This window comes from Actinoplanes sp. NPDC019969, from assembly GCF_055562375.1.
This window is the reverse complement of the sequence record NZ_JBVHFK010000024.1, coordinates 1-15182: the sequence shown is the minus strand read 5'-3', so window position 1 is coordinate 15182 and position 15182 is coordinate 1. Positions and strand designations below refer to the sequence as shown.

The following is a 15182-nucleotide window of genomic DNA, read 5'->3' as shown; positions in this document are numbered from 1 at the left end:
CCCATGACTACCGCACCGTCGCCGGTTCCGCTGCCCGGTGACCGCCGGCGGCGTACCGGCCGGCGTCGAGCGCGTCCCGGTAGTGGCCGATCAGCTCGTCACCGATGGCGTCCCAGCCGCGGCCGCGGACCGCCTCCCGCCCTGCCGTGCCGAGGGCGCGGCGCAGCGCGGCGTCCGCGGCGAGCCCGGCCACCGCCTCGGTGAACCCGCCGGCCCGGTGCGGCGGGACCAGATAGCCGGTACGCCCGTGCGCGACCAGGTCGAGCGGCCCGCCGGCGGCCGGGGCGACAACCGGCAGCCCGCTGGCCATCGCTTCCTGCACGGTCTGGCCGAACGTCTCGTACGGGCCGGTGTGGGTGAAGACGTCCAGACTGGCGTAGATCCGGGCGAGTTGGGCGCCGTGCCGGGCGCCGAGGAAGACCGCGCCGGGCAGGGCCTTGCGCAGCATCGGGGCGGCCGGGCCGTCACCGACCACGACCAGGCGCACCCCGGGCAGCCGAGCCACCCCGGCGAGCAGGTCGACCTCCTTCTCCACGGCGAGCCGGCCGACGAACCCGGCCAGCACCGCGCCGTCCGGGGCGAGCGCCCGGCGGATGGCGGCGCTGCGCCGGCCGGGGTGGAAGCGCACGTCGTCGACGCCGCGGCGCCACAGGTGCACCCGGTGCACGCCGTGGTCGGTGAGCGCGGCGACCGACTCCGAGGAGGGCGCGAGGGTACGGGTCGCCGCGTTGTGCACGGTCCGGATCCACCGCCACGCCATCCGTTCGGTGAGCCGGACCCGGTACGCCCTGGCGTACGCGCCGACGTCGGTCTGGAAGACCGCGACCGACGGCAGGCCGAGCGCCCGCGCGCTGGCCTGGCCCCACGCCCCGAGCACGAACGGGCTGGCCAGGTGCACCAGGTCGGGGGCGTGCCGGCGGATCGCGGCGTGCAGGGAGGGTGCGGGCAGGCCGAGCCGCAGCTGCGGGTAGCCGGGCATGGGCAGGGAGGGGATCCGCACCACCGGGTACGGCAGGCCGGTGACCGGGGCGCGGCGGCCCGGCGGCGGCAGGGGCGCGACGACGAACGGCTGATGACCGGCCCGCACCAGGTGGTCGGCCATCCGGACGACCGAGTTGGCGACGCCGTTGACATCGGGCAGGAACGATTCGGTGACGAGCGCGATGCGCATGCGTACAGGGAAAACGGGGTCACGATCCGGCATGCGGCCGGTCCGTGACACCCGGCGGAACGATCAGCGCATTCTGAGGGTCACGGTCAGCACTCGTAGACCATGTCGGCCGCGAGACTCACCAGCCCGAATCCGAGGATGGCCCGCCACGGGCGGAGCGCCGGGGCGTTGGTCAGGGCAGGAGACGGACTTCGCACGTCCCGATACGTATCACGATCTTCCGGAGATCAATTTCCGGTAATGTTTGGATTTACCGGGTCAACATGCGCATGTTTGGTGTCCCCCCGAACCAGGAAGTCCTTCGCCGTGCATCCTCAGCCCCCGCGCCGGACCACCCACGCCTACGGCACCCCGAAGAACCGGCTGGTCTACGACCGCTGGGGCCGGTTCGGCCGCCCGGTCGTGCTGCTGCACGGCCTGTTCTACGACCGGACCATCTGGTGGCCGGTCGCGGCCGAGCTCGGCGACGCGTGCAGTGTCGTCGCCGTCGATCTCCCCGGCCACGGCGAGTCCGCGGTCCGCGGCGACAACGATGTCGAGTCGCTGGCCCGTGACCTGGCCGTGCTGGTCCGCGACCTGGGCCTGCACCGGGCGCCGGTGCTGGTCGGGCAGGGCGAGGGCGCGCTGCTCGCGGACGCGTTCGCGGGCGTCTACGCGACCCGGGCGGTGCTGACCTTCGACGAGCCGGCGGCGCCTCCGGAGAGCCCGGAACAGCATCGGGCGGCCGCCGACCTGACCGGGGTGCCGGGGCCGTACCGGCAGTTCACCGAGTCCCGGTTCGATCGGGGCGTGCTCTCCTCGTACCGCTGCTGGTTCGGGAAACGCACCCTGCCGCGAGCGGGCAAGCGGCCCTGTCTGCCGCACCTGCGGGCCCCCGCGCGTTTCGCCGCCACCCTCCGGGGACTGATCTGATCCCTCGCCATCAGCGGTTGGCACTATGCTGGCCCGCGAGGGGAGTACCTCCGCGAGAGCGTGGCGGTCACCACGGGCACGACGGAAGTGCCCTCGTGCGTTCGCCCGGCGATCTTCGGCGGGTGAGGGAGACCTCGGACGATGACTCGCGTCCGAGGAGGACCCGTGCTCGATCTGCCGTCCATCGCTTCCCCGCGGCTCTGGGCGATCTCCATCGCCGTGCTGCTGGCGTTGCTCGCCGTCGACTTCGTGATCACCCGCCGGCCGCACGCGGTGGCGATGCGCGAGGCGGTCGGCTGGTCAGTGTTCTATCTGGCGCTTCCGGGCGCGTTCGGCCTGCTGCTCTGGCAGGTGTACGGGCAACGGCCCGCGATGGAGTTCCTGACCGGATACATCGTCGAGAAGTCGCTGTCGGTCGACAACCTGTTCGTGTTCATGCTGCTGCTCGCGGCGTTCGCGGTGCCGCCGGAGCTGGCCCAGCGGGTGCTGCTCTACGGCATCGCCGGCGCGCTGGTGCTACGGGCGATCTTCATCGCGGCCGGCGCGGTGGTGCTGCAGAGCGGGACGTGGGCGTTCCTGCTGTTCGGCGCGATCCTGCTGCTGACGGCGGTGAAGGTGTTCCGGGAGGCGCTGCGGCGCGAGGAGTACCAGGTCGACATCGATCAGATGCGCAGCGTACGGCTGATGCGGCGGCTGATGCCGGTGAGCAACCGCTACGACGGCGGGAAGCTGACCGTGCGGCTGGACGGCAGGCGCGCGCTGACCCCGCTCGCGCTGGTGGTGGTCGCCGTCTTCATGACCGATCTGGTGTTCGCCGTCGACTCGGTGCCTGCCGTCTACGGCGTCACCGAGGACCCGTACCTGGTGTTCGCCACCAACGCGTTCGCCCTGCTCGGGCTGCGTGCGCTGTACTTCGTGCTGCACAACGTCCTGGACAAGCTGCGGCACCTGAACTTCGGTCTGGCGCTGATCCTGGCCTTCATCGGGGTGAAACTGGTGCTGCACTGGGCGCACAAGACGTGGCCGGGCGTGCCGGACGTCCCGACCACGGCGTCCCTGGCGGTCATCGGCCTCACCCTGGTCACCGTGACCGCCACCAGCCTGTACGCCGATCGCCGGGACCGCGCCGCTCAGTCCACGGGCGCCGGCTGAGCCGGTCGGCGGCGGATCTGATCGGCGGCGTCCCGGGCCGCCATGACGACCGGGCGGGCCGCGGTGTACGCGACGACCGCGCCGTCCAGGTCACCGGCCCGGGCCGCGGTCTCGATCGCGGCGCAGGCGCTGGTGGCGGCGGTCGCGCCGAGGTTGGCCAGCACCCCCATGAGCTGGTGTGATTCGGTGCGCAGCAGGTCCGCGTCGTCGAAGGCGAGGGCCTGCTGCATCCGGTCCAGGTGTTCCGGGATCTTCGCCGACAGGGTGGCGAGCAGGCCGGCCAGCGCGCCCGCGGTGGCCGCCGGGTCGGGGCCGCGCAACTGGCCGAGCCGTCGTTCGATCTGCGCCACCACCCCGGCGGGCGCCGTGTTCTCCATCTTCGGCTCCGGCTCGGGCGGTGGCGCCGCCCAATGGTCCAGCACCCGCGCCACGTCGGCCGGGATGAGCGGCTTGGCCAGGTGCTCGTCCATTCCGGCGGCCAGGCAGCGGGCCCGGTCCTCGGGCAGGGCGCTCGCGGTCAGCGCGATGATCGGCACGTGCCGTCCGGGCGGCTCCCGGCGGCGGATCTCGGCGGTGGCCGCGTACCCGTCCATCTCCGGCATCAGGCAGTCCATGAAGATCGCCTGGTAGTCGCGGCGGCCGGCCCGTTCGACCGCCGCCCTGCCGTTGACCGCGATGTCGGCGGTGTAGCCGAGGTTCGCCAGGATGCCCAGGGCGACCGTCCGGTTGATCTCGTTGTCCTCCACGAGCAGCAGGTGACCGCGCCGGGCCGTGGGGCGCGGGGTGGCCGGCGCGGCCCCGGCGGACGGTTCGGCCAGCACCCCGACCAGCGCGTCGTACAGCTGCGACTGCCGCAACGGCTTGGCGAAGGCGGCCGACACCCAGGTCAGGTCCGGTTCGCTGGGCAGGTGGTGCGGGTCCTCGGCGAGCAGGATGGTCTTGGGCTCCGGGCAGTCCGGCGGGGTCAGGGCGAGCGCCTCCCCCGGCGCCGCGTGCATGTCGACGATCAGCAGGTCGATCGGCCGTCCGGTGGCGGCGGCGTCGCGCATCACGGCCACCGCGCCTGCCGTGTCCGGCACCCCGATCGCGTCCATCGACCATTGACCGAGCTGCTCGGCCAGCACCGTCCGGTCGTCGTCGTCCCGGTCCACCACCAGCACGCGCAGCCCGTCCAGGGAGTGCCGCTCGGACAGGTCGAGGTCCTCCCGCGCGGCCCGCAGCGTCACCGTGAACCAGAAGGTGCTGCCCTGGCCCGGGACGCTGTCCACCCCGATCCGGCCGCCCATCACCTCGACCAGGTCACGGCTGATCGCCAGGCCGAGCCCGGTCCCGCCGAACCGCCGGGTGGTGCCGGCGTCGGCCTGGGTGAACGCCTCGAACAGCTGCTCCCGCTGACTCTCGTCGATGCCGATCCCGGTGTCGTGCACCTCGAACCGCACCGGCACCGCGTCCGGCCCGCAGGTCTGAGCGTCGTCGAGGCTCGCGGTCACGGTGACCTGCCCGCGCGGGGTGAACTTGACCGCGTTCCCGGCCAGGTTGAGCAGCACCTGGCGCAGTTTGGCGGGGTCGCCGCTGAGGTCGGCGGGCAGGCGCGGATCGCACGACGCGGTGACCGTGAGCCACTGGTGCGTGTCCGGCGGGGCGACCAGCGACACCACCTCGTGGAGCAGCTTGCGGAGCCGGAAGTTCGCCTCCTCGAGGAGCACCTTCCCGGCCTCCAGCTTGGAGAAGTCCAGGATGTCGTTGATCACCGCGAGCAGCGCGGATCCGGCGGCGCTGATCCCCTCGACGTAGCGCCGCTGCCGCTCGTCGAGATCGGTGCCCAGCAGCAGGCCGGTCAGCCCGATCACGCCGTTCATCGGGGTGCGGATCTCGTGGCTCATCGAGGCGAGGAACTGCGACTTCAGCCGGGCCGTCTCCAGGGCCTGGTCACGGGCCTCGGCGAGGGCCTGCTCGGTCTGCAGCCGGGCGGTGATGTCCCGGACGAAGCCATGGAAGTGCGGGGCGCCGCTGTGCCGGATGCGCCACATGGTCAGCTCGACCGGGATCTCGTGGCCGTCGCGGTGCGTGGCGGCCATCTCGGTGGGCCGGTCCAGCAGCCAGTCCAGGCGGCCGTCGAGCAGCCGCCGCAGCGCGGGCCGGTACGACACGGGCAGCACCGTGCCGGTCACCTCCCGGCCGAGGATCTCCCCGCGTTCCCAGCCGAAGACGTGTTCGGCCTGCCGGTTCCACTCGGTGATCGTCCCGGCGCCGTCCATGGTGAAGAACGGGTCGCTGGCGGTCTGGATGATGATCTCGAGCTGCTCGCGCTCGGACCGGCGGCGCTGATCGGCCTGGACCCGGGCGGTGATGTCGTGCGCGACGGTGGCGGTGCCGACCACGGCGTCGCGGGTGTCGCGCATCGGGGCCATGCTCAGCGACACCTCGATGATGGCGCCGTCCTTGCGCTGGCGGCGGGTCTCGTACCGGGTGGGGGCCTGACCGCGGCGTACCCGGGCGAGCAGTTCCCGCTCCTCGCCGAGCCGGTCGGGCGGCAGCAGGCGGCTGACGTCGTGACCGACCATCTCCTCGGCGGTGTAGCCGTACAGCCGCTCGGCCCCGGGGTTCCAGCTCTTGATCGTGCCGTTCGGGGACTTGCTGACGATGGCGTCCTGGGAGGCCTCGACGATGGCCGCGAGCCGGGCGTTCTCCAGGGCGACCTTGTTGACGTCGCGGCGGGCCCGGCGGGACACCACCACCGCGGTGATCCCCGCGATCACCCCGGTCAGCAGTGACACCGCCCTGCTCCCCACGCGCCCGCTCCCCGCTGATCCGAATCCGATTCAGCATCAACGTACATGCGACCTTTCTCTGCTTTAGCCTTAATGCGGACATAGCACCCACCGACTCGCCGCAAGGAGCCGATGCCGTGGCGACAGTGATGGTCGTCGACGACGTCGCCGCCAACCGGGACATCGTGCGTATGCTGCTCGGCTTCCGGGGCCACGACGTGATCGAGGCGCACGACGGGGCCGACGCGCTCCGCCTGGCCCACACCCACCACCCCGACGTGGTGGTCTCCGACGTCCTGATGCCCGGCATCGACGGCCTGGAACTGGTCCACCGGCTGCGCGCCGACCCGGACCGGGCGGCCGCTCAGGCTCCGGTGATCTTCTACACCGCCAACTACCTGGAGCCGGAGACCCGGCCGATCGCCGAGGCGTGCGGGGTCAGCCAGGTGGTGCTGCGCTCCCAGGACCCGGACGCCCTGCTCGACGCGATCGACACCGCGCTGGCGAGCGGCCCGGTCGACGTCGGGATCACCACCGACGCCGACTTCGCCCAGGCGCACCTGCACGCGGTCAACGCCAAACTGATCGAGAAGGTGCGCGCGCTGCACGACACCGAGCGCCGGTTCGAGGCGATGGCCGTCGCCTCGCCGGTCGGCATCGGGATCATCGACCGGGACGGGTACGCCGACTACGTCAACGCGCGGCTCGCCGAGATCACCCAGCTACCGGTGGACCGGCTGGTCGGCCGGGGCTGGCTGGACTGCCTCGGCGAATCCGACCGGGGGCCCGCGCTGGACCTGCTGCGCGGCACCGGCGAGGACACCGAGCTGCGCTTCACCCACCGGATCACCCGGATCGACGGGAGCGCCCGGTCGCTGCGCATCCACCTGCGGCAGACCCACGACGAGGACGACGGCCTGACCGGCGCGGTCCTCATGATCGACGACGTGTCCGACGTTACGCTGGCCGAGCAGCGGCTGCACGAGGAGACCAAGCGCCGGCAGGCCGAGGCCCGGCACCGCGACGCGGAACGCCTGGACAGCCTGCGGCGGATGGCCGGCGGCACCGCGCACGACTTCAACAACATCCTCGGCGCCATCCTCGGGTACACCAACCTGGCCATCGAGACGATCAACGACGGGCTCCAGGACGGCACCATGCCGGCCGACGCCGCGGAGTCGCTGCTCGGCGACCTGGCCCAGGTGATCAAGGGCGGCGAGCGGGCCAAGACGCTCACCCAGCAGCTGCTCGCCTTCGGCCGCAAGGAGGTCAACAAGCCGGTCGAACTCGATCTGAACACGCTGCTGCGCGACCGGGCCGGGTCGCTGGCCGCCGCCGCCGGGCCGGACGCGGACCTGGTGCTGGACCTGGCGGCCGGCCTGCCCAAGGTGAAGGCCGACCCGGACCAGCTGTCCCAGGTCCTGCACAACGCGGTCCGCAACAGCGCCGACGCGATGCCGGACGGGGGCACCGTCACGATCGGCACGGCGGTCCGCGACGACCGGGTCGCCATCGTGGTCCGGGACACCGGCACGGGCATGCCGCCGGACGTGCTGGCCCGGGTCTTCGAGCCGTTCTTCAGCACCAAGTCGACCACCGGCACGGTCGGGCTCGGCCTGTCCACCGCGCACGGCATCGTCAGCCAGGCCGGCGGCCAGCTCACCCTGGAGTCCGAGGTCGGCCGGGGCACCACGGTCACCGTCACGCTCCCCGCGGTCGCCGGCAGCGCGCCGGCCCCGCCCGCGCCCGCACCGCCCGCACCGTCCGGCCCACCGGCGACGGGTGGCGGCGAGACGCTGCTGCTGGTCGACGACGAGGAGGCGGTGCTGCAGGTGACCGCGCGGATGCTGTCCGGCGCCGGGTACCGGGTGCTGACCGCGGCCGGCGCGGCCGAGGCGCTGACCCTGCTGGAACGCCACGGCGGCGAGGTGGCCGCGCTGGTCACCGACGTGGTGATGCCCGGCCTGGACGGCCGGCAGCTGGCCCGGATCGCGGCGGGCCGGCGGCCGGACCTGTGCGTGGTGTTCGTGTCCGGGTTCGCCGAATCGCTCTTCGACGAGCACGGCAACAACCTCGAACCGGGCTCGACCATCCTGGCCAAGCCGTTCGACCGGGACAAACTGGTCAGCACGGTACGGGACGCACTGTCCGCCACCCAGCGCACGTGATCGACTAGCATTCTCGGCTCGCCGCCCCCACTCCCCCAGGAGGCCCGGTGACCACCGAGAGTGATCGTCAGCCGACCGTACGGCTGCCGCAGCAGGCCACACCCATCCACGACCGGCTCCCCACGGCCGCCGCGGCCCCCACGCCGCCCGCGCCGCCCGCCGCGCCGAAACGCCGCCGGGCGCTGGCCGCCGGGCTGACCGTCCTGGCGCTCGCCGCCGGCGCCGGGGCCGCCGCCGTCTGGACGCTGCACGGCGACGTTCCCCGGGGCGTGACCGTGCTCGGCGTGGACCTGGGCGGCAAGAGCCGCGCCGAGGCCGCCGCCGCGCTGCACGCCCACCTGGCCACCGACCCCGCGGTGACCGCGCCGGTCCAGCTCACCGTCGAGGGCCGGGGCGCCCGGATCCGGCCCGCGGACATCGGCCTGGCCGTCGACGTGGACGCGACCGTCGACACCGCGGCCCGGGGCCGCCCGTCGGTGTTCGGCACCCGGGCCGTCGCCCCGGTCGTCACCGTCGACGCGGCCCTGCTCGACACGGCGCTGCGCGCCGCCGTCGGGACGGTCGGCACCGCGATGCGGGCGCCCGCCGTCACGTTCGCCGGGCTCACCCCGAAAGCGGTCCACCCGCGGCCCGGCCGGGGACTCGACCCGCAACGATCAGCCGAGGCGCTGAAGGCCGGCTGGCTGTCCGGGACCCCGGTGACCGTCCCACTGGCCGAGCTGCAGCCGGTGACCACCGCCGCCGAGGTGGACCGGCTGGTCGAGACGGTCGCCCGGCCCGCGGTCGCCGCGCCGGTCACGGTCACCTCCGAACGCGGCACGCTGACCATCCCGCCGGCCGCGATCGCGAAGAGCCTGCTGCTGACCGCCGACCGGACCGGGCGGATCACGCCGCGGTTCGACCCGGCGCGACTGCGGGCGGCGCTCGCCCCGCAACTCGCGAAGATCGAGGCGCCGGCGAAGAACGCGTCGTTCGCCTTCGCGGGCGGCAAACCCACGATCGTCGCCGGGACCGACGGGACGGCGCTCGATCTCGCCGGTCTCGCGCCGAAGCTTCTTGCGGCGAGCCAGAGCACGTCCAGCCGTACCGTCGCGGGGTCCCTCACCACCGCCGCACCCGCCACCGATGCGGCGGACCTGGCGAAACTCGGGGTGAAAGAGAAGGTTTCGACCTTCACCACGAAGTTCCCCGGTGGGCTGTCGTCGCCGCGCAGCCAGAACATCATCCAGGCCGCGAAGCAGGTCCGGGGCGTCCTGGTGCTGCCCGGCAAGACGTTCTCGCTGAACAAGCACACCGGCGAGCGCGGATACCGGCAGGGCTACAAGGACGCGCCGGTGATCGTCGGCGGGCATCTGCAGCCGGGCGTCGGCGGCGGGGTCTCCCAGTTCACCACGACGCTGTTCAACGCGACCTACTACGCGGGCCTCAAGGACGTCGAGCACAAGCCGCACTCGTTCTATTTCGACCGTTATCCGGCGGTCATCGAGTCCACGATCTTCTGGCCCGATCTGGACTTCAAATTCCAGAACGATTCGCCGTACTGGGTACTGATCGACACCGCGTACACCGGCAGCACCATCACCGTCTCCGTCTGGAGCACCAAGGTGTGGGACAAGGTGTCCACCGAATGGAGCGCCCGGCGCAACGTCACCTCGCCGCCGACGATCACCAAACCGGACGGGCCGTCGTGCATCGCCACCGGCGGCCTGCCCGGCTTCACCCAGGACGCGTGGCGGCTGTTCCAGAAGGGCGGCAAGGTGGTCAAACGGGAGAAGTTCACGTGGAAGTACGACCCGGAGCCCCGCTTCATCTGCTCCTGAAGCGGGGCGGGATCCCTAGGGTTTCCGGGCCGTGACCACGAGGTTGAAGCCGGTGTCGGCGGCCAGCACCGGGTCGGCGAAACCGGCCTCGGCCAGCAGCCGCAGCCGCTTCGACGGGCCGCCCAGGGTGCCCATCCCGTACGCGCCGGGCTGGGCCAGCGAACCGGGCGTGCACAGGGCGGTCGACGAGGCGTACCCGATCCGGGTGATCGGCATCCCGATCGTGCCGGTCCAGTCGTCGGCCGACCACGGCTCGACCGCGACCACGACGCCGCCCGGGGCGAGGGCCTCGTACGCCGCCGTCAACGCCGCCACCGGGTCACCCAGGTCGTGCAGCGCGTCGAAGTAGACCACCACGTCGAACGGCCCGTGCCCGGCGATCCCGGTCGCGTCGGCCACGTGGAAGACCACGTTCGCCGGGCTGCCGGCCTCGATCGCCCGTGCCCGCGCCGTCGCGATCGACGGCTCGTGCCGGTCGAACCCGGTGACCCTGCTGTTCGGCCAGGTCCGCCCGATCAGCAGGTCCGCGAACCCGTGCCCGCAACCGACGTCGGCGACCCGCGCGCCGGCCTCCAGCTTCGCGACCAGCCCCGGCACCGCCGGGAACCAGGTCTGCGCGAGCTGATTGACGTACGCGGTCCGGAAGTACCGCTCGATCCCGTGATAGGTGCATCCCGGAACCTCCTCACCGGACAACCCGCCGTCCGACCGGAACGCCGTCTCCAGGTGCTCCAGCGACAGGAAGTACCCGGTGATGATCTCGGCGGCCGGCGCCACGTGCACCGGGCTGTCCACCACGGACAGCGCCAGCGCGTGCTCCAGCGGCAGCTCGAACCGGTCGCCGTGCACCGTCACGTACCCGGACACCGCGATCTGGTGCAGCCATTCGGTGACCAGCCGCGGGTTCAGCCCGGTCCGTGCGGCCAGCTCGGCCGCGGTCACCGGGCCGGCGCCGGTCATCGCCCGGAACAGGCCCAGCCGGTCCCCCAGGACGGTCATCGCGGTGCTCGCCGCACCCGCGAAATCGGTGATCAGTTGCCCGGTGAAGGCCTCGGCCCGGGCCTCGTCGAGCGCCGGCATCTGCTGTGTGTCAGTCATGCCGTTCACGGTGCGGCGTACCCCTTGCCGTGACCTTGCCGCTCGCTGTCAGCCGCTGCTCGGTCAGTTCGGCGGCCGCCGCCACTCCCCCGGCGCACGGAAGCGCTGTCGTGGCGGCGGCACGGATCCCGGCGAGCCGGGCCCGGTCCGGGCCCATCACCGCAGGCGCCATCGGATCGGCGTCCGCGGCCGCCACCAGCGCCGCGGCGGCCCCGGTGTCCCCGAGAGCGGCGAGCAGCTCCGCGCTCAGCCTGATCATCGTCCACACCTGGGCCGTCATGTTGGCCGCCCGCACCGCCGCCAGCACACTCCGGCACGCCTCGACCGCCTCGGCACGCCGCCCCAGCCGGATCAGCGCCGCGGCCCGCGCCACCCGGGCCACATGACCGGTGTAGACCAGGGCGGCCCGGTCGCTGGCCGCGATCGACCGGGCGTACCAGGCCAGCGCCCGCTCCGGATCGCTGCCCGCCAGCAGCTCACCCCGGGTGAACGGGACGAACCCGTCCAGGTGCTCGGTGTCGAGCCGGTCCGCGTACCGGTCCAGCCACCGCTGCCCCGCCGCCGGATCACCACCGTAGGCGTCCATCAGCGCCGCACAGCAGATCCCGGTCGCTCGCGCCCAGGCCGGCGCGTGCCGATCCACCGCGATCCGCCCGGCGTCGGCACGAACCTCGTCCGGCCGTCCCGCGAACATCCCGTTCGAGATGCGGATCAGCAGGGCACCCCACCGCAGCCGGTGCTCCCCGAGCCGGTCCAGCGCCGCGGTGAGCAGCCGATCCGCCTCCGTGAGCCGCCCTCGCAGCCACTCGCCGGTGCCGGCGGCGAACGCCCGCAACGCCTCGCTCTCCGTCTCCACCCGCTCCGGCGCCCACCGGACCAGCTGCTCGGTCAGTCCCGGATCCGGCGAATCCGCGCCGACGACGGCGAGCATGGCCGCCAGCCGCGCCCCGTCGTCCCGGTCGCCCTCGCCCTCGGTCAGCCAGGCCAGCGCCTCCTGCAGGTTGGCGAGCTCCTGGCGCATCGCCCGGTAGGCCCACGGGTCCCGGTCGCGTCCCCGCTCGACCATCTCGGTGGCCAGCGCCACCATCCAGCGCGCATGCGCGTCCCGGGCGCGGCGCTCGCCCGCCGCCCCGAGATGCCCCAGCCCGACATGCCGGACCGTCTCCAGCAGCCGGTAGCGTGGCGGTCTCGCCTCCACCAGCGACGCGTCGGCCAGTTCCGCCAGCAGCGCCTCCGCCGCGTTCCTCCCCCCGGCGCCCAGGTGCGGCAGGGCGTCCAGGGTGAAACCGCCCCGGCAGACGGCGAGCTGGTCCAGCAGGTGCTGAGCGGCCGGATCGAGCAGACGGTACGACCATTCGACGGTCGCGGCGACAGCCGTCGCGCGGTCACCACCACGAGCGGGGTCCAGAACGTTCAGTCCGGCTCCCAGGCGGTCCCGCAGATGCACGAGACCGAAGACCGCCTCCCGCCGGGCCGCGAGCTCCACCGCCAACGGCAGGCCGTCGACCAGCTCACAGATCTCGGCGGCGAGTTCACGCGTACGCCCGTCGGCAGTGAAGTCCGCCCGCAGCAACGCGGCCCGATCACAGAACAGCGCCACCTGATCCGCCGCCGGAAGCGGGCCGACCCGCAACACCCGCTCCCCCGCCACGTCCAGGCGCTGCCGCGACGTCGCCAGCACCCGCAGACCCGGGCAGCGGGCCAGCAGCTCACCGACCAGCCGCCGAACCGGTTCCAGCAGATGCTCACAGTTGTCCAGCACCAGCGTCACCGGCGCCGCCCCGAGCCGTTCCGCGAGTGCGGCGACCCCACCGCGAGGCGCGGTACGCAACCCCAGCGCCCCGGCGACCGCCGCCGCCACATCCGCCGGAACCGACCGCTCGGCCAGCTCCACCACCGACTCGTCCCCGGTCAGCGCTTCGCTCATCAGCCGGGTCTTCCCCACCCCACCCGGCCCGACCAGCGTCGTGAGCCGCCCCGCCGCCAGCGCCTCCCGTACCGCGGCCAGCTCGTCCCGCCGCCCGAAGAACCGATCCGCCCGCCACCGCGACGCCACCGTGGACACGGCCCGCCAGCCGTCCTCCGTCCCGCCGCCGCCCTCGGGCTCGGGCTCGGCCGCGCTGTCCGCCCGCACCTCGCCGTCGTCCGCCCGCCGTCCGCCGGCGTCCGCCCGTGCCTCGCCGTTGCTGCCGGCTCCGGACCGGCCTTGAGCTGCCGTTTCCGTCCGGTTTCCGCCTCTTGCTCCGGCCCCGCTCGCTGCGGGGCGCAGCGCCGGGTCGTCAGCCAGGATCCGCCGCTGAAGATCACCCATGGCGGGTGACGGGTCGACGCCGTGACCGTCGGCGATCCGGTCCCGGTAGGCCCGCGCCACCGCCAGCGCCTCCGGTGTCCGGCCGGTGACGTGCAACGCGCGCATGAGCAGCAGATGCGCACGTTCCCGAAGTGGTTCAGCGACGGCCAGCGCCTCGATCTCCGGCAGCGCTCCCGCCGCCGCCCCCGCCGCGATCCGCAGGTCCAGCCACTCCTCCCGCAGGTGCCGGCGCAGTTCCGCGAGCCGTACGACGTCCGGGGCGAAGGTCAACCGACCGGCCACGTCAGCCAGCGGATCACCGCGCCACAGGCCGAGCGCCTCAGCCAGGATCGCGGCCGCCTCCTCCGGCGCCTGCGCCCGGGCGTCCGCAACGAGCCGCTCCACCCGCTCGACGTCGAGCATCCCCGGCGCCAGATCCAGGCGGTAGCCACCGGGTTCCCGCCGAAGCACCTCCCCACCGGTATGCCGCCGCAACCGCGACACGTAACTGTGCAGATTCCCCACCGCGTTCTCGGGCGGTTCACCCTCCCACAGCGCATCGATCAGATCGCCCGCCGGAACCGCCCGCCCACCGGCCAGCGCCAACCGGGCGAGCACGACCCGCTGCGGCACACCCGGCAGCGGGACGACCTCACCGTTCCGGCGCAGTTCCACCGGCCCCAGCACGCCGACCCCGATCCCCACCGCGTCATTCTGACCAGCGGGGCTCTCCGGATCACGCGCTTATCGCCCATCTGTCAGGCATACGACCCGCCGGCCGCTCCGGCTGCCGGCACACACCGACAACATCAAGGGCGTCGGCACCGGCCCTCCAACCAGCGGCTCGCCCGCCGCCTCACGCGCGGTGGACCTTGTGCGGCTGGCTCTCATGGCTGTCTCCCGCCCATCGAGACAGCCATGAGAGCCAGCCGAGGTGTTCCGGCTGGTCGTGAGTGCTGTCTCCAGCGCCCCGGGACAGCGCTCACGACCAGCCAGAGATCCCTGCTACCGGCCAGACGGCCTCTGGCTGGACGGGTCCCGCCGGACAGGCTGCCGCTCGCCGCCAGCGGCCGATCTTGGTGTGGTACTGCCTGAACAGAGGCTCCTCCGGGGATCCTGAACGGCGAATAGTCAAGTCCCTGTCCGGGGTGATGCGGTCACGACTGCGGCCGGGCTCCCCGGGCCAGTTTCCGATCTTGTGGACGCGACGCCTGAGCGGGGCGCACAAGATCCAACTTCCGCCCCTTCTTGTGCGCTGAGCTGCGGAAATCCGGTCCCGCCTGCCCAAGATCGCGAGCCTTGTCGATCTCGGGCAGGCGGGACCGGACCGCATCGCACAAGAACGCGGCCCACGGGTCGATCTTGATGGCCGATCGTGCGTACGGACTCACCCGTTCGAAGGCCGGCGGACGCGGACATGAAGCAACCGAGAAGAAGGCTCAACAGTGGATCCGCGAGACACGACGACCACGGGTGACCGGCCGCATCGGACGCCATGGGCTACGTCAGGTGCTGGGTGGCGCCCGAGGCGTGCACGGGCAAGAACGGTCGTTCTCCGGTTCGAGTGGGCAATGGACCGCTGGGCGACGCCCGAGGCATGCACGAGCAAGAACGGTCGTTCTCAGGGGGCTAGTCGCTGGGTGACCGCGAGCAAGCGGGTGACAGGCAGCGCGCCGGGCTGGTGGTATCGCAGTAAAGGGACCCGTGGGTCACGTCCGCTGGCGTGGTGTAAGAGGCGGCCAGCGCTGATCCGTGTGTGTTGATCTTATGCGGCGATTGCTGTCGTTTCGACGATTACGG

8 protein-coding genes are annotated in these 15182 nt (G+C 72.8%); 4 read left to right on the top strand and 4 right to left on the bottom strand.

What is annotated here, in order from left to right:
* Window positions 1-7: 7 nt before the first annotated feature.
* Entirely contained in the window at window positions 8-1171 is a 1164-nt protein-coding gene (locus ACZ3II_RS41545; RefSeq protein WP_465526021.1) for a glycosyltransferase family 4 protein, read from the bottom strand.
* A gap of 306 nt (window positions 1172-1477) precedes the next feature.
* Here ACZ3II_RS41545 and ACZ3II_RS41540 point away from each other — a divergent pair, with 306 nt between their 5' ends.
* Together ACZ3II_RS41540 and ACZ3II_RS41535 are read left to right on the top strand one after the other, a co-directional pair.
* Entirely contained in the window at window positions 1478-2083 is a 606-nt protein-coding gene (locus tag ACZ3II_RS41540) for an alpha/beta fold hydrolase (protein WP_465526020.1), read from the top strand.
* Window positions 2084-2248: 165 nt separating this feature from the next.
* Window positions 2249-3235, top strand: a complete 987-nt coding sequence (locus ACZ3II_RS41535) for a TerC/Alx family metal homeostasis membrane protein (RefSeq protein ID WP_465526019.1) — start codon at window positions 2249-2251, stop codon at window positions 3233-3235.
* Here the strand turns inward: ACZ3II_RS41535 and ACZ3II_RS41530 are convergent.
* A complete protein-coding gene (locus ACZ3II_RS41530) occupies window positions 3214-6012 on the bottom strand; it encodes a hybrid sensor histidine kinase/response regulator (protein ID WP_465526017.1) in 2799 nt (932 codons plus the stop codon). The two genes, ACZ3II_RS41535 and ACZ3II_RS41530, sit on opposite strands and share 22 nt — an antisense overlap.
* A gap of 131 nt (window positions 6013-6143) precedes the next feature.
* Here ACZ3II_RS41530 and ACZ3II_RS41525 point away from each other — a divergent pair, with 131 nt between their 5' ends.
* Both ACZ3II_RS41525 and ACZ3II_RS41520 read left to right on the top strand, forming a co-directional pair.
* Window positions 6144-8174 (top strand): ATP-binding response regulator, encoded by a 2031-nt coding sequence (locus tag ACZ3II_RS41525; RefSeq protein ID WP_465526015.1) that lies wholly within the window; start codon window positions 6144-6146, stop codon window positions 8172-8174.
* 47 nt (window positions 8175-8221) lie between these two features.
* Entirely contained in the window at window positions 8222-9994 is a 1773-nt protein-coding gene (locus ACZ3II_RS41520) for a VanW family protein (RefSeq protein ID WP_465526013.1), read from the top strand.
* 15 nt (window positions 9995-10009) lie between these two features.
* Here the strand turns inward: ACZ3II_RS41520 and ACZ3II_RS41515 are convergent, their stop codons facing one another.
* Together ACZ3II_RS41515 and ACZ3II_RS41510 are read right to left on the bottom strand one after the other, a co-directional pair.
* Entirely contained in the window at window positions 10010-11092 is a 1083-nt protein-coding gene (locus ACZ3II_RS41515; protein WP_465526011.1) for a class I SAM-dependent methyltransferase, read from the bottom strand.
* Window positions 11085-14087, bottom strand: coding sequence for an AfsR/SARP family transcriptional regulator (locus ACZ3II_RS41510; RefSeq protein WP_465526009.1), 3003 nt, complete (start codon window positions 14085-14087; stop codon window positions 11085-11087). Before ACZ3II_RS41510 ends, ACZ3II_RS41515 begins: the two co-directional genes overlap by 8 nt.
* Window positions 14088-15182: the final 1095 nt, after the last annotated feature.

Bases quoted from the DNA above. Each gene is read 5' to 3' on its own strand.
- ACZ3II_RS41545 (WP_465526021.1), bottom strand. From the start codon at position 1,171: ATGCGCATCGCGCTCGTCACCGAATCGTTCCTGCCCGATGTCAACGGC.
- ACZ3II_RS41515 (WP_465526011.1), bottom strand. From the start codon at position 11,092: ATGACTGACACACAGCAGATGCCGGCGCTCGACGAGGCCCGGGCCGAG.